Annotated in this window: 7 protein-coding genes and 1 tRNA gene; 6 read left to right on the forward strand and 2 right to left on the reverse strand. The window is 37.9% G+C overall.

The window, feature by feature from the left end; all coding sequences use genetic code 11:
* Both GYX91_RS00435 and GYX91_RS00440 read right to left on the reverse strand, forming a co-directional pair.
* On the reverse strand, positions 1-3,675 hold the full coding sequence (locus tag GYX91_RS00435) for an autotransporter outer membrane beta-barrel domain-containing protein (protein ID WP_174829684.1): 3,675 nt from the start codon (positions 3,673-3,675) through the stop codon (positions 1-3).
* Between the two features lie 155 nt (positions 3,676-3,830).
* Complete coding sequence (locus GYX91_RS00440; RefSeq protein ID WP_174829685.1) at positions 3,831-7,421, reverse strand: autotransporter outer membrane beta-barrel domain-containing protein; 3,591 nt, start codon at positions 7,419-7,421, stop codon at positions 3,831-3,833.
* A gap of 983 nt (positions 7,422-8,404) precedes the next feature.
* On the opposite strand from GYX91_RS00440, the gene phoB reads away from it, so the two are divergent.
* The 6 genes from phoB to GYX91_RS00470 all read left to right on the forward strand — a co-directional run bounded on the left by phoB (position 8,405) and on the right by GYX91_RS00470 (position 21,623).
* Positions 8,405-9,091: a phosphate regulon transcriptional regulator PhoB gene (phoB, locus tag GYX91_RS00445; RefSeq protein ID WP_078474191.1), complete on the forward strand. Its 687-nt coding sequence runs from the start codon at positions 8,405-8,407 to the stop codon at positions 9,089-9,091.
* 38 nt (positions 9,092-9,129) lie between these two features.
* A complete protein-coding gene (gene phoR / locus GYX91_RS00450; RefSeq protein WP_078474190.1) occupies positions 9,130-10,488 on the forward strand; it encodes a phosphate regulon sensor histidine kinase PhoR in 1,359 nt (452 codons plus the stop codon).
* 13 nt (positions 10,489-10,501) lie between these two features.
* Positions 10,502-10,577, forward strand: a tRNA-Lys gene (locus tag GYX91_RS00455).
* Between the two features lie 1,110 nt (positions 10,578-11,687).
* Entirely contained in the window at positions 11,688-12,005 is a 318-nt protein-coding gene (locus tag GYX91_RS00460) for a hypothetical protein (RefSeq protein WP_174829675.1), read from the forward strand.
* Positions 12,006-13,781: 1,776 nt separating this feature from the next.
* On the forward strand, positions 13,782-18,656 hold the full coding sequence (locus tag GYX91_RS00465; protein WP_174829676.1) for an autotransporter outer membrane beta-barrel domain-containing protein: 4,875 nt from the start codon (positions 13,782-13,784) through the stop codon (positions 18,654-18,656).
* Between the two features lie 486 nt (positions 18,657-19,142).
* Positions 19,143-21,623, forward strand: coding sequence for an autotransporter outer membrane beta-barrel domain-containing protein (locus GYX91_RS00470; protein ID WP_174829677.1), 2,481 nt, complete (start codon positions 19,143-19,145; stop codon positions 21,621-21,623).
* Positions 21,624-21,659 lie beyond the last annotated feature (36 nt).

Genomic DNA, 21,659 nt, shown 5'->3' on the forward strand with positions numbered 1-21,659 from the left:
TTACCAGTTAATCTTTAATCCGACAGAACCATTTACCGGCGCTTTGGTATGTGCATCACCACCATTAGACCATGTATGGCCGATTTCACCATAAGCTTTTACTTTGTTTGTAATATCGTAAGTACCACCAATTGCCAGCTCAGTGCTGGCACGAGAGGCACCGGCATTTAATCTGGTTGTGGCTACATTAGTAACGTAACTGGTATGGTCGGCACCATCAGGTGAGTAAAAGAAATTTACCCGGGCATAGGGTCGCAGACTTCCTTTATTCAGTTGATAGCTGCCTTCGAGTCTTCCGCCAAGACGGAAGAGCCAGGCATTATTGTGTCCGTGACTGACTGTAGTACGTCCGCTGATATCAGAATCATTTAAATCCAGCCACTGATGAATAATCTGAGCCTGCGGTTCAAGCTTCCAGTTGCTGCTGCCCAGAGTAAACGGCTGACCTATTTCTACTGAAGCCGTAACGCCATGACCTTTCTGTTTGCCGGTCGGATTGTTATCCGGTTTAATATCAACATGATGGCGGGCACCCTGTATTACAAAATCTGCATAAGCACCATTTTCACGGGTGTAATTACCATATGCGCCGATAAAGTAAGATTTGGTTGTGTTTTTACCTGCTCTGGTATCAATACCGCTGGTAAAGCCGTCAACATCGAGATTGCCGTGCAGATAGCCGACGTATCCGCCGGCACGCCAGCCGTTGCTGCTCCAGATATCACTGCCCAGTTGTAAACCGGCATAATTACCGGTAGTACGGGCATTGGCCGGCCCGTTTTGCTGAGTATCAGTACGGCTGGCAATCACTCTGCCCCAACTCATACGTTCATCAGGCAGAGGAGTGGAACCGATACGCTGATGCATATTAGCGAGCATAAGGCTGTCGGCCTGTCGTAACTGAGAGGCAACTGCGGCAAATAATGGTACTTCTTTACGGTATAGTGGTCTGGATCTGGTTGTAATTTCTTCAGGTATATCATATGACTTTAAAAGATTTGCGGCGCTGGAGAATGTTTGTTTATCTGAGCGCAGATACCAGCTGCTGTCATCATTATTTTTTACCAATTCATATGCATAAGCACCTGCATCAATATGGCCATTAAACAGACTAAAAATGGCATCATTACTCTTTCCTTTAACAGTAATGAGAGCAATTCCGTTGGTGCCGGTTGTATCTGCTCCCAGTCCATTAATGTCCGTTATTTTAATGGTACTTCTGCCAGTAGCATCTCCCGTAATCAACAATTTATCGGCGGTGTTTTCATGAGAATCAATATCCATTAGTAACTGACTACCCGGGCTACCGTTGTAGTTGCCATTGATTGTCAGGATATCTCCACTATAATTGTTATTAAAACTGATTGTGCCTGCATTATTTACGTCGGCAGTAATATTTATCTGACGGGATAAATCCACAGTACCTGTCTGCAGGGAAGTGCTTTTAGGTATTGCAAAATTTAGTATGCTCCCCGTATTAATATTTAATTGCCTGGTTTCTAGATCTCCGGTTAATGCTAAATTACCGAATAACGGTGAATTTCCTTGCTGACCAACATTAATAATAGTCCAGTTACGTAATGCAGTATTATTCATATCACTATTACTGGCAGAAGAACCAGTAAGCAGACTGTTGATATTGAGGGTGTCGATATCCTTCTGTCCATCAGGATTTAATCCGTCTGCATCTTTTTTTCCTCCGTCGAGTAGAGTTAAGGCAGACGTATCAGCCTGATTAATAGTGAAAGTATCGCTACCATTATTCAGTAGCACTTGTCCGGAAATTCTAGCGCCCTTATTGACTATAATATTGGCATTAGAATCATTATTCATAATTGCTATACCAGAATTTGCGGTAATTTCAGCTCCGTTTTCCAATGTAATATTAGTATTTATACCGCTTGCATCAGTATTTTTAATACCGGCGCCTACTCCTCCGCTTACTTTACCGGCAATATGTATATTAGTGTCACCACTTCCTTGATTATCAGTATAAATGCCATTATTTATCCCTGTAATATTACCGGCTAGCTGAGTAATATTGAGTTCATAAGCAGGTTTAGAATGACGAATTTCAATTCCATTATAGGTAGTATGTTGGGCATCTTCCACATTATCTATTTTAGTCGTAATAACATTTCCTGTAGTGGTCAGGAAAGTTGATCCGGTACCAGAATTTAAAATATCGATAGTGTTAAAAGATCCGATAGCATCATTAACATGAATAATTAAATCTTTTGCTTTGTTGCTGCTGATAGCACTAAGAGCAGTACCTTTTTCGTTATAAATATTATTTACATTAACAGTAGTTGAACCATCTATACCTTCATTTGCAACTTCAACACCACCCGTGACATTATTAGCTTGAAGCATTAAATCTTTGGCAATAACTCCATTTGCTACTACTAGACCGCTATCGGCAGTAATGTCTTTGGCAATTACGGTGGTTGAACCCGCACCGGCATTAACCGCAAAAATTCCCCCAAGAGTATTACTATTGATATTACCAGCAATAATTGTTAAATCTTTAGTTTTTCGACCATTTACTGCCCAGATACCAGTACCTCTTTCACCAGTTTTTATTGAACCGTTAACCACAATAGTAGTTGAACCGGTACCATAGTTATTTGCTGTAATACCGAAAGCTTGGGTAGCGAAATTAGATGCTTCAATATCGTGAGCATAAATATTTATATCTTTTGAACCAAGGTCGTTATAAACACGGATACCCGATCCCAAGTCACTTTTTACATTGCCTGTATTGACCGTGACTGAACCGGTACCGCCATTATTAATATCAATACCACCGGTAAGACCTGCAACATTACCATTGTAACTATATATATCTTGTGTATTTTTTCCACTTTTAACTACAAGTGCCTGACTGTTACTTGAATTAATATTTCCTGTTGTAATAGTGGTTGATCCAGTTCCTTGATTATTAACAAGAATGCTCTCTGAAACACTATTGATATTATTAGCATTAATCAATACGTTTTTACTCGAGACATCATTATTAACAGAGATCGCATTGTTTTGAGTATTAATATTACCATTAACATAAACAGAACTTGAGCCAATACCATGATTGGCTATGACAATACCTCCGACAGGACTTTTTAAATTATTAGTAGCAACAGTAATATCTTTTGCATTTTTGCCAACATCAATATAGACAGGCAGGTTATCTGAAGTGATATCACCTGTGTTAATTACAGTATAACCGCTACCCTTATTCGAAACAGATATGGCATCAACTGCACTGTTGATATTTTGAGTATTGATATTGATATCAGTAGCAGTTTCTTCGTTTTCCGCCAGAATAGCTGGAGAAATATCGGTTGTAGTTGTGGATGGGTCAATATTTATATCATTAGTAACATTGATATTTATTGAACTATTTCCATTATTGTAAATATGGATTCGATTGTTTGTATTCTGAATAGAATCACCAGTCAACGCCGTAGCGATTTTTGCGGGATTGTTTTGTGTACAGGTTATATTTGCTGTTGATAATACCGGACACCGCGCATGAGCGAGATTGATGACTGCCAACATACTGAAACAAGCAGTCAGTTTAATCAGTTTTTGTTTACCGCAACTGTGTACTAGTTCTGATGCAACTGTATAAGTCTGTAATCTTAAATTCCAGATTAGTTTATATATTTTGTTCATCCTGCTTATCTCCTACATTTTTAAATGAAATAAAAATTAGATTGGTTTATAAATAATGACAAAACAATAATATATAATAATTTTAATTAATTGAAACAAACATATATCCTGGAATTGAATGTAATTAATGATAAATAAATTTTTACTAATAATATTTACCAGTTAATCTTTAATCCGACAGAACCATTTACCGGCGCTTTGGTATGTGCATCACCACCATTAGACCATGTATGGCCGATTTCACCATAAGCTTTTACTTTGTTTGTAATATCGTAAGTACCACCAATTGCCAGCTCAGTGCTGGCACGAGAGGCACCGGCATTTAATCTGGTTGTGGCTACATTAGTAACGTAACTGGTATGGTCGGCACCATCAGGTGAGTAAAAGAAATTTACCCGGGCATAGGGTCGCAGACTTCCTTTATTCAGTTGATAGCTGCCTTCGAGTCTTCCGCCAAGACGGAAGAGCCAGGCATTATTGTGTCCGTGACTGACTGTAGTACGTCCGCTGATATCAGAATCATTTAAATCCAGCCACTGATGAATAATCTGAGCCTGCGGTTCAAGCTTCCAGTTGCTGCTGCCCAGAGTAAACGGCTGACCTATTTCTACTGAAGCCGTAACGCCATGACCTTTCTGTTTGCCGGTCGGATTGTTATCCGGTTTAATATCAACATGATGGCGGGCACCCTGTATTACAAAATCTGCATAAGCACCATTTTCACGGGTGTAATTACCATATGCGCCGATAAAGTAAGATTTGGTTGTGTTTTTACCTGCTCTGGTATCAATACCGCTGGTAAAGCCGTCAACATCGAGATTGCCGTGCAGATAGCCGACGTATCCGCCGGCACGCCAGCCGTTGCTGCTCCAGATATCACTGCCCAGTTGTAAACCGGCATAATTACCGGTAGTACGGGCATTGGCCGGCCCGTTTTGCTGAGTATCAGTACGGCTGGCAATCACTCTGCCCCAACTCATACGTTCATCAGGCAGAGGAGTGGAACCGATACGCTGATGCATATTAGCGAGCATAAGGCTGTCGGCCTGTCGTAACTGAGAGGCAACTGCGGCAAATAATGGTACTTCTTTACGGTATAGTGGTCTGAGTTTTGATGGTTTAGTTGTCGTACCACTATCACCAGAGTTGCCGTTACCGGAGTTGTTACCACCGGAGTTGTTACCACCAGAGTTGTTACCACCGGAGTTGTTACCACCAGAGTTGTTACCACCAGAGTTGTTACCACCAGAGTTATTGCCCCCGGAGTTATTGCCCCCGGAGTTATCGCCACCAGAGTTATCGCCACCGGAGTTATCATCCCCCGGGTTTGTTTGCTTTTGAGAGCGTAAATACCAGTTATTCCCGTTTTGCTGCAAATCACCTTTAAACAAATGGTATTCATATGCACCTCTGTCTAAATGATCGCCTTCCAGTGCAAAAGCATCTCCGGTACTGTTACCATTAACCTTTACCAATTCAATGCCATTGGTATTTCCGGTATCGCCGCCAAGACCATCAATGCTGGCAAATCTGATGGTGGTTTTACCTGTCACATTACCCTGAACAGTCAGTTTATCGGCAGTATTGTCAGCAATGCTGTCATTATCTTTTAAAGCAGAATTAAGTTTCAGATCCAGAGTCAGTTTACCGCCATTACCCTGATAATTTCCGTTAATCGTTAAATTGTCTCCGGTGAAATTACTATTGAGATTAATATTGCCTGAGTTAAACACATCGCCATTAATCTGTGCCTGTCTTAGGGAGCCGATAAGATTGACTGTGGTACCATTCCCGATATTAAGCTGATTAGTATTCAAATCTCCGCTCAGGGTGAGGGTACTGTTTTGAGCAAGATTGATTTTTTCCCAGTTAAGAATGGCAATATTTCCGGCAACACCATTATTATTACCCGTGGTAGAACCAGTCAGAGACTGATTAATATTCAGTGTATCAGTCATTCCGTCATTACTGCTGGTATCGTCCCCACCATCGACTACAGTAATATTACTGATATTGGCTCCGCGATTGATGAAAAGAGTATCACTACCGTTACCCAGCTCAATTCGTCCGATGACGTTTGAACCGCTATTCAGCGTAACATTGGCATTACCATCACCATCACGAATAGCCAGACCAGAAGCTGCTGAAACTTTGGTACCGGTCTTAAGGGTAATAGTTGTTTTACTGTTTGGTTTATCATCAACAAAAATACCTGCTTCCGTACCCCCAGTTATTGGATTGACCAGGGTAAGTGTAGTACTACCTGAACCAGAATTGTGTACCTTAATGCCGCTGGTTCCTCCGCTAATTGCACCTCCCGATCGAATGATGATACCTCCAGCCTGTTCCCCGTTTTCAGCCCAGATTCCGTATCCCCTTGTGGCTGTAATTGGCCCGTTAGAAGTAATTTCTGTGTCACCGAGAGCATGATTATTTGCAACGATACCATTAGTACCGGCATTGATAATAAGTGATTTGATGTTCAGCCCGTTAGCCTGATTTGTATTGGTTACGCTGATACCGGTATTTTTATCTGCTGTTACTGATGCCTGATTGACAATTCTGGTTTCGCCTGTTCCATTATTGGTTGCATATATACCGTTATCTGTACCGGATATAACGTTAGTAGTTATAGTCAGGCCGTTTGTATTATTGCCATTATTAACAAAGATACCATTACCGGATGAAGCAGTAACATTACCAGTTGATGTAATGTCAGTGGAACCGTTTCCAGAATTCATAGCGTAAATACCGTTACTTGTACCTATAATATTGTCACTTGTAATAGTTAATTGCCCTCCGTGATTCTCGCTAAAAATTCCATCGCCATCTTCTCCTTGCACATTTTGGATAGTTTCAATGGTTGTATCACCAGTACCATTATTGATTGCATAAATACCATTGGTATGTCCCAGAACGGTATCGTGGGTGGTTACATTTAAATTTGTTGATGATATATTTGCATTATTAACCCATATAGCATCGGTAGTGTGTGATTCAATGCCTTTATTAACGATAAGTGTCGTTGACCCTGTACCATTGTTATATGCATAAATACCATGTGCCTGACCAATAACAGCCTGAGTATTAATAGTTAAATCCTTTGATCCGGCATTATTGACAGCATAAATGGCATCATCAGTATCAGATATGATATCATCATTCGCTGTTATTTTTGTGGAACCGCTGCCATTATTTTCGATACTAATACCTTTGCGTTGTTTGCTATGGACGGCTGCTGTTGTGAGTGTGACATCTGTTCCTGCGCTGTTAATGTAAATACCTTTAGTATCAGGAGTTAACATATCTTGTGTGGTGTTAATTGTAATCGCACCATTCTGGCTGTTATTTGTTGCATCGATATCCGTTATGTTTCTATTATTTGCGTTTACTGTTAAATCCCCGGCACCATTTTGATTGATAATTGTAAGCGACTGATTTAAGTCAGTGTCGGGTGTATTGATGGTCTGATTGGAAGGATCTCTGTTTTCAATGCGATTATCGCTGATGGTAGTGTCAGCATATGTACTGATAACAGGCGTGTTTTCTCGAAAAGTTGTGCAAACTTTGTTTTCTGGTGCTGAAAGCGGACATTGTGCATAAGCCAGTCCGGTAGTTGCCATGCTGACAGCTATAATGCTAACCAGCCTGAGCCGTGCAGTTTTACCCCCTTTCCGGGCTAATTCTGATGTAACGATATATGCCTGTACTTGCGCATTCCAGATAAGTTTGTAGATTTTATTCATATTGGCTAAGATAATCAGGTAAATGAGAATTATGTTTCAGTCAAACACCGTAGTTAGATATATACATTTTTAAATCAACTTATAAACATATAAATAAGATATATCTTTTTTTTTATTCGACTATAAAAAATTGATGAAGTCAAAAAATTAACTATATGAAAATTAGAATTTAAATGTTAGCAATTGTAAAATATTATTATATTAATAATATCTGAATGGCATTAATGCTGTTTGAAATTCAAACAGTATAGGGCAGGCTGCAAAAGCGTTAGCCAGACAATTTTATACCTTTAGAATATTTTTTTATGCCGGTATTATCATCCAAATGTATGCTTTGGTAAGAAAATTTTAGACCAAATAGCTATATTTTATGAAAATGGAATGAAATAAAAATAATAATCAGATGATTTAATTTTTTTAACCTGTTGTAAATTAGTTTCAAAATTGGCGAAAATATATTTAATAATTTTATAAAGACATCTGCAGAAAAATTATTTTCTTGTACATTATTTGGTAAGTGCGGATTGTTGATAGTTTATAAAAAATTAATTAAGGCACGTAATAATATGGAAAAGCTGTTTCAAAATGAAGTAACGGTCTGCTGGAGAGTTTTGTGAGAATAAATAAGAGAACAGATTTAAGTTTAATCAGACATAAGTATTATCAGACATACGAAATTTTGTCTCATCTCACCAATTGATTTGCTAATAATAATCAATCAGAAATTATTTAATCACTGATAAATGCAATACAAAACTGAAAATACAACTTACCAGCTAAAATTAATACTGTATGTCTGTATATCAGATATTTCCTGATATGATATCAATTTATATTGTGTTAGCATTACTGTGGTTACTCCGATTCTGAACCTGTGCAAAAAAATGTTCCGGCACAGGTTTTTTCTTGATAGCTGACTTTGTATTTTTCTGTTTTTCTTCTTAATCTGTCACAATAGATAATTATCTGGTCAGGAAATGTATATGACAGAAGTTATGGTATTGGTTGTGGAAGATGAAGCTGCAATTTCTACTCTGATTCAATTTACGCTGGAACAGGCGGGATTTGTTGTGCAATGTGTACCCAGTGTAGAAGCTGCACAGCCGTTATTGCAGGCCAGGCTGGCTGATGTACTGTTACTAGACTGGATGTTACCCGGACTTTCCGGTCTTGATTTTATCCGGCAGCTGCGCAATGATATTCGCAGTCGTGATTTACCCATTATTCTATTAACAGCACGCGGTGAAGAAACAGATAAAGAGCAGGGGCTGAATCTGGGTGCAGATGACTACATTACTAAACCTTTTTCACCACGAGAACTGATTGCGCGAATTAATGCACTTTTGCGCCGGCGTGCTCCGCAAAAAACCAGTGTACCACTGCGTATTTATGGTCTGGAACTCGATCCGCAGCAGCAGCGTGTACAAGTAAACGGACAAACCATTCCCTTCGGACCCAGTGAATTTAAGTTATTACATTTCTTTATGACACATCCGGATCGGATATACACCCGCAGCCAGCTTCTTGATCTTGTATGGGGTGATCATGTGTTTGTTGAGGAGCGTACGGTAGATGTTCATATCCGCCGGTTAAGACGGGGACTTGAAACAGTGGGGCATGACCACCTTATACAAACAGTGCGTGGCAGCGGTTATCGCTTTTCACCATAGCCGGAATTACTTCTTAAATTTATCTTCTGTGAAATGACATGCTTCTGTCTGAACTGCGCCATCATTTATATTTAATACTGGCAACCGTGATTGTGGTTGTTGTAGCGTCATTGCTGGCTGGCGGCCTGCAATTCATGCTGATTAGCTTGTGCTGCCTGTTTTTTTTATGGTTGGCGGGTTACTGGTATCATTTATTTAAACTGGTCCGGTGGCTGGAAAGACCGAAATTACGTAATGTGCCACAGGGGATCGGGATCTGGAACAATATTTTCAATACTTTGATGCTACAGGCACGTAGCCGTAAAAAGCGCAAGCAGAAACTGGGTGTCGCCTTGTTACGCTTTAACCGCATTGCCGAAACTATACCAGAGGGCGTATTAATCCTCGGGCAGGATGGACATGTTCAGTGGCTGAACCATCTGGCTGCAATCCATCTGAATCTGGTTGCTGAACAAGACAATAACAGTATGCTAGCTGATCTGATTGAAAATAGTGATTTCCGGCGATTTCTGGATGAGCCGGCAACAGAGTCAGTGAATATAAAGCTTACACTTGAAAATATAAATAGCGGATTACCACGAGTATTGAATATTATCCGTACTCCGTTTGACGAACAGGCAACACTGATTATTACTCAGGATATTACTGCTGCCGAACAATTGAATGCCACCAGAACGGCATTTGTGGCCAATGTTTCGCATGAGCTGCGTACTCCTTTAACTGTAATTAACGGCTTTCTGGAAACCTTAACGGATATGCCGGATTTGCCGCAGGAGCAGCGTCAGTCATTTATTGCACTGATGAGTAAAGAAGGAATCCGCATGAATCACCTTCTGGCAGATTTATTAACCTTATCACGACTGGAAAATCAGATTACTGCATCTTTACGTAAACAATCATTGTGCCTGAGTACTCTGGTTGAGCAGGTAGTATATGAAGCTGAAATTTTGTCTGAAAATAAACATCATTTTATTTGTGAAATAGCTGCAGATATCTGGATAGAGGGGATTCAGCAGGATTTATATAATGCATTCAGTAATCTTCTGTTTAATGCTGTACGCTATACTCCGCAATGTGGAACTATAACTATCCGGCTCTATAGTGAACAAGACGAAAACAACTATCAGCAGACTGTATTTCAAGTGAGCGATACGGGCCCCGGTATCGCTGCGGAGCATATTCCTCATCTTACCGAACGCTTTTATCGTGTAGATTCAGGCCGCTCACGCGAAAGCGGGGGTACAGGTCTTGGGCTGGCCATTGCCAAACACGCTCTGGCAGAACATGGCGGCAAATTACAGATTGAAAGTATTACTGGGAAAGGCAGCACTTTTAGTGCCATATTACCGCAAATGAATAATAGCAAAGTACTTGACAGCAGCCGCACTCCTGCCTAAAATGCGCGCTCTTGGGTCGTTAGCTCAGTCGGTAGAGCAGCGGACTTTTAATCCGTTGGTCGAGCGTTCGAATCGCTCACGACCCACCATTTCTCCTCCATATATTCTAATATTCTACGCATTTTATCATTTCTTCCCTTGTATTATCTGTTGTGACAAAACTGTGCCATTTTGATGTCATGATGTTGTTAATCTTTAATGCAGGCTGGATTAAATGCTTCAGTGCTAAATGAGCATATCTTTGTACCTATCTCTAGAGATTTCCAGCCGCTCATATCTAATGCCATGCATTGAAACACTATCTTCAACTAGCCTGGTAGCCCATGTATGTCATGAATCATGCTGACTGAATTCTCACTCAAAGCTTCTGCTGTTCATGTATTCCTGATTTCAGTGCTACCAGTAATAGTATTTCTAGATCCGAGCTATTTAAGCTCATATTGTATTTTTTAAGTAATAATCAAAATTCGCTACTCTTGTTTGTAGGCCGTTTAATTCCAGATATGTCTACATTAGATACTTTAGTCTGTATTAATTGAATAATATCACCTTTAAATCGCTAAAATTTAAAAGATTTTTTCATAGTAATTTTATAAATTCTTCAGCTGAAATCCCCATAACCTAATTCTCAGTTATAAAAATTTAAAAAATATATCGTTAAAATAGATAAGATAATTAAATTGATTTGAACTCAAAAAATTTGCTGATTTAAGTCTTTATTTCCTGAGTATTTTGAAAAATGATTAAAAAACAAATTAAGAATAAGGACTTTTAAACTAAATCCGCTCCCGCTCCGGATGGGCAACAGCCAGTAAAGCAGGGCTATTTGCCAGATACTGCTTATGCTGAAGAGCCGGAGAAGGCTAAATTACTGGTTTTTTTATTATTTGAAGGTTTCTGCTGGAATATGGTTCTGATTTAATTAATACAGTAGTTGGAATGATTAAGAATGATTAATTTTATTAGCTACTACTTTGACTAGAAAATTGGAACCGTTGTTACAGAGCAGTAAAACCGTAAAATTTATTAATAAGAATAATAATATTAAATATACCAAGTATAGACAGAACGTTGTATAAATAATTTTTTAATGATTAAAATGCAAAATTACATAGATAATTTAGTTGAAAATTTGATTTTTAGAATAAATATATGTTAAAAATTATTTATATTTTAACTATATAAATTGCAGGAAAGTTATGATAAAAATCAGTAGCAGATTTGCCATGCTTTTCTTATGCTTTTTTTTCTCACAATCAGGATTTGCAAGAATCACAACTAATGCAAATGATCCGGAAGTGAAGTCAAAATGTGCAGATGGCACATATTCAACTTCAACCGGAAAGGGTACATGTTCTCATCATGGCGGGGTTGTTTATGATGATTTGCCAACAAGAAGAAAATCAAATAAAAAACCAAAAACTGAACAACCTAAAAATACTATTAAATGTAATGATGGAACTTCAACTAAAGCAGGAAAAGGGGCTTGTTCGCGACACGGTGGAATAGCACGATAGAAATTTAAGCAATAGTGTGAGAATAATATTTTTAAAGTAGTATTCTGCACTTAAAAATATTTAATTTTAAGAAAGGCTACTGCCGCTTTTATACAATTACTTTGGTTGCCTGTGCAACCAAAGTAATTGTATAAAAGTATAAAGAAATTTAAATCCTGATAAGTTTAATTAAAAGTACATCTAAAGCTGATTTAATGTGGATTCATTTTTACCATTGACTACCTGGTAAATAAATATCATTGTTAATTTTTAGCTTTCAATATTATAAACGATATTATTGTGTGATTGATGTTGAATTAAATCATTGCACAAATTTATCAAAAATTGCTTGCGCCTGTGTAGTAAATTCAATATTAGAGATTTTAGATGTTAATTTACTGATAATTCTGGATCTGTTCTATATTAATTCTTATACAATTTTCTGGCTATTTGGGCAGATCGTTGCTGACGATTTAAGTTTGAATTGTGACAGCTTCCTTTAGAAAGTGTGAGCTGGTCTCCCATTGCGTTGTATCGCCTCAATAGGCTATTTTACTATTTATTTAGGAACATTGCTTACGTATCCATATTTATGCATGGAATATGATATAGATTCTTTTCTTTAAAGATTACTTCTCTATGATGGCAGTGCGTAGTCGCACAGGGTATAACTTGTTCACGCATTTTTCTGCAAAGTGAAAATGCTATACATATAAATCATTTTTATGTAGATTAAACCTATAAATAAAATTCATGTACCATAAAATTACAATGATGTATATGTGAAATGGCAGTTCATCTGTTCGATATTCCTACATATGTAAGGCAAATAAATAATGATGATCTTTAACTGTAAAATTATTTTACTGCCATTCTTGATGGTATTTGGCAGTGCTCTGGCGGATATAGAGAGTACAATATTAAGTACTTCACGCTTTTTGCTGAGCTCGGTCTTTTAGGTTGCTTCCTGTAATAAATTATCTATCTGATGACGTATTTCTTTTATTTTGAAGTTTCTCTTCATTCTGATTTTCCACGTCTGCTTCATCGTTCCGGCTGGAGCAATTGAGTTGATCATGTATACCTTTTAATTCGTTGGTCGAGCGTTCGAATTGCTCATGACCCATCAATTATCTATTATATTAAAGATTTAACTAAATATTTTATAATATAAATTTATTATTATAATTTTCTTAATTTATCAATGACTATTTATTTTTGAATTGTCAGTTTGATGATTGGCTATTATTTGATGGTAAAATTTTTTTACTTAAGCCAGCAATTGTAATGAATGTTAAGTTAATAATATATTTTATAGAACATTTAAATTCATTAAAATCTTTTCTAATATTTCAACACAATATTTTACCTTTTCTGTTCAATAAATCTCAAAATTTTTCATAAATAATTTTCTTATTAAAAAATAATGAGTATCTATAAAATTATAGACTACTAAGCAATAAAATAATTTCATTTATCAAAATTTATAATTAAATTTATTAAATTCAATAAATTAATGATGTAAATTACATTTTACTCTCTATTTTCCACTATTTTATTCTTTATTCGGTGAAATTATTTTCAATGAGATAAATATAATGTCATTTAACATAAAAATACAACTTAATAAATATAAATATTTTAAAACAATATAATTTGACCTATGACAAAAAAATACCTAATTTTGTCTATATAGGATAATTGATTATTAAAGTAATAAAGTGTTAAATTTAAAATGCATTATATTTGAGTTTCGTTAACTTAACTTAATTTAATTTATTAAAGATTGATTGCCAAATGAATAAAATATACAAACTGATTTGGAATGCCAGAGAACAGGCTTATGTTGTGACTTCTGAGTTGGCTCGCAAAAGCGGGAAAGTAGTGGGAGCCAAGGTTGTCACAACAGTGATTGGTGCACTGGCTTTAACTGCAAATGTAGCTCAGGCTCAGTGTGTTTCTACTTCGGAGCAAAATCAAATATGTACTAATGCAGCAGGGGAAGTTGTCATTTCAGATCGGGACAGACCTGATGGCAAGGATATTGCATTCATTGGTATTCCTTCTGTTGATCCAATTACTTCACAGGAAGGGGTTTTTGACATTCTTGGTTTGGCAGATGGTCAAAATATAAGAGTTGAAGTTGATCGTACCGACCGGGAAGGCAGTCTTTGGGGAATAAATTCCGGAACAGGCGGAACAACAGTTGATATTTCCGGAAATGTCATTTCATCAGGAAATGAAATGATACCAGGTGATACAGATACGCCAAAATTTGACGATGCTGTTTCAATAACCAATTCTGAAGATGCTACCAATTTGACTGTAAACCAGACTGCAAGCAGCAGTACTATTAAGGGTGAAAATATTGGTATTACAACTTCTAATAGCGGTAAAGGATCTACCAATATAAATGTTGCTGGTAAGGTACACGCTAAGGTGGGTATTTATGCAGATAATGGGCAAAACTCAAAAGCAATTAATATTAGTCAGGCTGAAACAGGCAATATTGACGGTTCAGTTAATGGAATCGTGGTGAATAATCAGGGTATTGAGGCTATCAATATCAATATTAGCGGAAATGTTACAGGTAAAGGAACGGGAACCGGATCAGTACCTGTGGATACTGATGATACCATAGATCCGATGAATCCGAATGGTGACATATTTAATACTGGTAGTGGAATTATTGCTGAAAATCATGAAAATGCGACTGATATCAATATTCATCAATTAAAAGACAGCAGTGAAATTCGGGGTACAGCAACAGGCATCAGTGCTGTTAATTCCGGTACCGGATCTACAACTATTACCACAGTGGGTACAGTGATAGCAGATGGACCGGAGAAGAATGGTACAGGCATTTCTGTTTTCAATGGTGAAACAGCGAATGCAATCAATATTACTCAGACAACAGGTAGTATTGAAGGTAAAGAAACCGGAATTGCTGCGACAAATTTAGGTAAAGGTGATACCAAAATTACAACCGGAGGTAATGTAACGGGTACTAGTGGTGCTGGTATACAAGCAACTAATATTAACTGGACGGATTCTGGTGAGAAAAGAGGTATAGCAGTAAATCAGACCGGAGGAAGCATTACAGGCGGTACTGATGGTATCAGTGCAATAAATACGACCGGCGGTGCAGTATCAGTGGAAACATCCGGTCAGGTAACAGGTAATGCAGGTGCGGGTATTCTGGCGGTTTCAGGTACAGCTGATGTAGATACAGATGATGTAAGCATAGATGATTGGTACAGTAGCCAGAAATTAGCTGGCAAAAACATTGCAGATAGTAGTCTGGCTTCATCTGAGGGGATTAATGTTATCCAGAAAGATAAAGATAAAGATGGAGATGGAGATATAACTGGTTTTAACAGTGGTATTGAAGTTAATAATCATGGATCAGGTGCTACTAATATTAAAATTAACGGAAAGGTAAAGGCAACCAGTACTGAAACAGTATTAGAAGATCCTAAAGATTTAAATAGTAACAAATACAATACTAGTAACGGAATTATTGTTTCAAATGGTGCTAATACAACTGATATCAATATTAGTCAGTTAAAAGACAGCAGTGAAATTCGGGGAGGTGCAGCAGGCATCAATGCTGTTAATTCCGGTACTGGATCTACAACTATTACCACAGCAGGTACAGTGAGTGCTGCAGACGGACTGGGAATAAATGGTACCGGCATTTCTGCTTACAATGGTGAAACAGCGAATGCAATCAATATTACTCAGACAACAGGTAGTATTAAAGGTAAAGAAACCGGAATTGCTGCGACAAATTTAGGTAAAGGTGACACCGAAATCACAACCGGAGGTAATGTAACGGGTACTAGTGGTGCTGGTATACAAGCAACTAATATTAACTGGGCGGATTCTGGTGAGAAAAGAGGTATAGCAGTAAATCAGACCGGAGGAAGTATTACAGGCGGTACTGATGGTATCAGTGCAATAAATACGACCGGCGGTGCAGTATCAGTGGAAACATCCGGTCAGGTAACTGGTAATGCAGGTGCAGGTATTCTGGCGGTTTCAGGTACAGCTCCTGTTTCAGAGGTTGATGAAAACGCAGATAATGTAAGCATAGATGATTGGTACAATAGTCAGAAATTAGCCGGTAAAAACCTTGCAGATAGTAGCCTGGCTTCATCTGAGGGAATTAAGGTTGCCCAGAATGGTGGAAATATAACTGGTTTTAACAATGGTATTGAAGTTAATAATCATGGATCAGGTGCTACAAATATTGAAATTAACGGAAAGGTAAAGGCAACCAGTACTGAAACAGTATTAGAAGATCCTGAGGATTTAAATAGTAACAAATACAATACTAGTAACGGAATTATTGTTTCAAATGGTGCTAATACAACTGATATCAATATTAATCAAAAAGATAACAGTGAAATTCAGGGAGGTGCAGCAGGCATCAGTGCTGTAAATTCCGGTACCGGATCTACAACTATTACCACAGCAGGTACAGTGAGTGCTGCAGACGGACTGGGAATAAATGGCACAGGCATTTCTGCTTACAATGGCGAAACAGCGAATGCAATCAATATTACTCAGACAACAGGTAGTATTGAAGGTAAAGAAACCGGAATTGTTGCGACAAATTTAGGTAAAGGTGATACCAAAATCACAACCGGAGGTAATGTAACGGGTACTAGTGGTGCTGGTATACAGGCAACTAATATTGACTGGACGGATTCTGGTGAGAAAAACAGCATAGCAGTAAATCAGACCGGAGGAAGCATTACAGGCGGTACTGATGGTATCAGTGCAATAAATACGACCGGCGGTGCTGTGTCAATAGAAACGTCAGGTAAGGTAGCTGGTGGTACCGGTGCAGGCATCTCTACCAATGGTTTACCTGCTTCAAACAGTAGTATTATCCTTAATAAGGGAGCAGATGTTTCTGCTGCATCAGGTAATGCGATTGAAGATGGCGATAGCAATTCTCTGGTTACCATTAATAGCGGAGCAAAAGTAACCGGTAATATTAATCTGGGTCATGGTAGTGATATTCTCACTATCAATAATGGTGCTGATATTACTGGTCTTACTATGCTGGACGGCGGCAATGATATAGATGATGGTAAAGACAACAGTAATGACCAACTCTACCTTAATACTAATCTTCGCGGTTCTTCCACCAGTAATAGTGCAGGTGATGTTGGTATTATTAACTGGGAAAATATCCATCTCGGACAATCAGCCAGACTAACTCTAACCGGTGACCTTAATACACAAAACCTGAATATCGGATCTGGGGCGGAAGTACAACTTGATAAGATTGACAATTCTTCCGGTAAGAACGAAGTTGCTATTTCAGGTAATGTAAACAATGCCGGTAATATTAATCTGGTTAACGATAATGTTGGTGACCGTCTGACCATTCAGGGTGACTATCATGGTGAAAAGGGTAGTAAACTGCTTCTGGAAGTAACACCTGAGCAAAATAATGCTGATAAATTACATATCGGTGGAAATGCGAGTGGTGAGACAGCCATTGATCTAACTGAAGTTAGTGGTTTGGGTGCAAGTACAGCCGGTACAAATGGCATTGAAATTGTCTCCGTTGATGGTACTGCTGATGGCGATATTTTCACATTACTGCGCGATCATGTTGACGCCGGTGCATATGAGTACAGGCTGCAAAAGAGTGAAGATAATAAATGGAATCTTTACTCTGAAAAAATGCAGGAAACCGGTACAAAAACAACTTATCGTAGAGAAGTACCTTTATATAGTGCAGTTAGTGCCCAGTTACATCAGGCAGACAGTCTGATGCTCGGTGATATGCATAAGCGTATTGGTGCTACTCCTACTCCTGATGAACGGATGAGCTGGGGCAGAGTAATTGCTAATCGTAGCGATATTCGTCAGAATGGAACAGCTAATACCCGTAGTAAAGGTAACTATTCCGGTTTGCAGGTTGGTAGCGATATCTGGAGCAATAATGGTCTGCGTATTGGTGGCTACTTAGGTTATTTACATGGAAATCTTGATGTAAACGGTTTTGCCAGCGGCATTAATGGTAAGGTTGGTAAAAATAGTACTAAATCTTATTTCCTTGGTGCTTATGGTAATTACACCCGAGATAATGGTGCCTATATGGATGTTGTATTACAGGGTGCACGCCATAATGTAGATATCAAACCTGATGGCACCTCAAATAGTAAGCAAAAAGGCCATGGTGTTACTGCTTCTGTTGAGGTCGGTCAGCCATTTGCTATTGGTAGCAGCAGCTGGAAATTTGAACCTCAGGCACAGATTATTCATCAATGGCTGGATTTAAATGATACTGATATCAGTGGTAATACCACAGTTAAACAGGATCATGATAATGCGTGGTTATTCCGTCTGGGCGGTCGTCTGGAAGGTAATTATCAGGTAAATAAAGGTGTGCTCCATCCTTATGCCCGGGTTAATTTCTTCTACTCACCAAATGGTGCAAATCACACTACCTTTAAAACAAAGGCTGCATCAACTACATTGAATGCCGGTGCTTCGCATGCTAATACTGAAATGGCTATTGGTGGTAGCTATGATATTACCGACAAGGTGAAAGCTTATGGTGAAATTGGCCATACATGGTCTAATGGCGGAGATTCACATGTGAAATCACCTGTAAATGGTTCTGTAGGATTAAAGGTTAACTGGTAATAAAGTTGTGATAATTTAATCAAAACAGGGTTGATCGTTTATGATTCAATCCTGTTTTTTTATTAATACTTTAAATTAAAGACTTTTTTTTATAAAAATTATTACTTCTATACTCTCTGAATAATTATGATGAACAGACTTTACCTGAATAAGCTGATTACTAAGGATTCTGTACTACCGCCAAACGATGCAAAATATTATTAGATCAAATGTTATTAAGGTATGATTTAATAGATTATTTACCCACAACATGAGGGGTATATTGCTATCAACAATAAAGTAAAAGATAAACAGGATTTATTTGAATAAAATTATAAGATAATGTAATTAATTTAAATGAATAAATTAATACAATGGAATTTTAAGGCAAGAGTGTAATTAAATTTATTATATGATAAAAAATAATTTAATTGTAATAAACAAATATTAACTTAATTTATAAATATTGTGATATTATTTTTTATTTGTGTTAAAAGATTAATTTATATGATGAAATCAATACACCCGCCATTAAAGTTAAAAACTATTCTGCTAGTTGTTCTGGGATCATTGTCAGCTTATAGTGTAGCTGCTAATACTTGTCATGCTATAGACGGATGTAAGGTGCCAGATCCGGAAAATAATAAAATTATTATTACAGCTGATCAATATTATAATGGCATTCCTACTGAGAGTGAATTTAAAGAGTTGTTTACCGGAGCTCCCGGAGAAGATGGTCATAACTTGTCGATGTTCCGGATTCATGAATCAAATAATACTGCACATTCATTAACGGCAGAATTTTCTCCAAATACTGAAATTACAATAGATACCTCGTATTTAAATAATAAAAAGTACGGAGATCATCGGGAGGATATAGACCATACAGGTGTCAGTTTTGAATCAGAAACGGGCAATGCACGGTTTGTGATGCCTAAGGGTGTTCATTTTAGCTTGCAGGGGCAGCCAAAAGAATTTGACGAAGGTATTAAAGGAATTGAACTTAGCGGAGGATATCTGGATTCACAGGCTGATTTTACAATCACTGCTCCTCATTCTGATGCATATTATATAGCGGCTACTGGGGCTGGTACAGCTGCCAGCACAGCGAATATTCATGATTCAGAAATAAAGTTAGGTAAAGATAGTGATTATTCAGCTGCAATTTCTATAGAAGTTTCGGATAATAATAATGCACTCGTCAATGTCAATAATATGAAAATACAAGGTGATGGATATATTAATTTTGGCATAGATATAGTGAATCAGAGTTCAGAGAATCATGCTGTTGCCAATGTTAGCAACACAGAAATAAATCTTACTAATCCGCTCAGTTCAGGTTTTTATCTGAATAACGGAAGTGAAGTAAATGTTAAAAATAGTACTATAAAGTCAGGTATTGGCATTATGCTGGCAACTACTCAGACGGAAGCGGATAAACATAAATTTACAATTAAAGACAGCAAGTTAATCGGGCAGAATGCTTTACTGGGTGTCAATGATCATCGTTATTATGTTGAAGATGCTGAGGATGATGATGCTATAGGAGATGAGCAGGTTGCTGCATTACAGCCATTTACTTTAACTGCAGATCATTCTCAATTGGCAGGACGTATTTATATTGATCAGGATCCGAAGCGGGCGCCTAAAATAACTTTTAATCTGAATAATGGTTCTTCATGGACAATCAATGGTGATAGTGTACTGGATGAGCTGAATATTCATGATTCAGTTGTTTCTTTCAGTCAGGGTGGTAAATTTAAAACTCTGACAATAAATGGCGATTTAAATGGTAGCAATAGTCTGTTTAATATGAATACCAGTCTGGCCGATGGACAATCTGATAAGATTAAAATTCATGGTCAGGTTCATGGTGAACATAAAATCAGTGTGGCAGATAGTCGTAAACAGCCCAAAAAACCGAATATTCAGATAACTTTGGTTGAGTCTGAAGGTGGTGACGGATCATTCTCTATGGTTCAGAATTATGTTGATGTTGGCAGATATCGCTATTTCTTCCATCAGAACGGAAATGACTGGATTCTAAGTAATGATAATGGTGCCGCATCAGCAGGAGGCGGTCATTATGGCCCTCGGCATGAAATCAGTGATTTTGCCAATTCACTTATCAGTATGCGTCAGGCGGCCAGCCAGTTTGTATATCAGATGCAAAAACCTTTAAATGCACGCTTCAACAGTCTGAAAAATGAGTCACATGTTAATAATATGTGGTTGGACAGTAATTATACCAATAATCATTTTGACAGTACTGGCTCAAGCTATGGGTTGACTACCTCTGGTTTTAAGCAAAAATCATATAGTTTGCAATTAGGTTATGATCATTTGTTACCGCTGGGTAATGACAGTAATCAGACTTATTTGGGTGCTTTTGTAGGACAGGGGCATTCTAGTGTAGATTTTAATGGTAATTATAAGGACGGTAATCTGAAAGCACTTACTACTGGTGTTTATGTCGGCTGGTATAATACAGCAGGCTGGTTTGCCGATGCGGCTTATCGTTACAGCCATCTGAAAGCTAATGCCAACAAAATGGATAAGGCTACATGGCATAGTAATAGTCTGAGTGTTGATGCGGGTAAAGATTTCAGCCTTTCTGATAAATGGGTAATCACACCTAAAGCTGGTATAACTGCCGGTCGTTTATCCGGTGATGATTATACGAAGAGTACGACTTTTTATCGTAGTCAGTTAGGTGCGGCAGTTAAAACTACTCTGGCACTGAATAAGGTGAATCTGCATCCGTATGCAGGTGCTTACTGGTTACATGATAAAAACAGTCTGGGACATGCTATTGTTGATGATAGCAATATGCGTATTACCGGAGCTGGTAACAGTGGTCTGTATGAAGCAGGGCTGGGTGTGGATTTTAATTCAAATAATCACGCTGATTTCAAGCTTGATTATGCGAGCGGGCAGCATACAGAGCAGAAATTTGGCATTAATTTTAATTATCGCTATTCCTGGTAATTATGCTGAATTTTGTCAATGCGCCGGTTTTACCCG

It is taken from the genome of Snodgrassella sp. ESL0304 (assembly GCF_013344995.1).
GTDB classification, from domain to species: Bacteria; Pseudomonadota; Gammaproteobacteria; order Burkholderiales; family Neisseriaceae; genus Snodgrassella; species Snodgrassella alvi.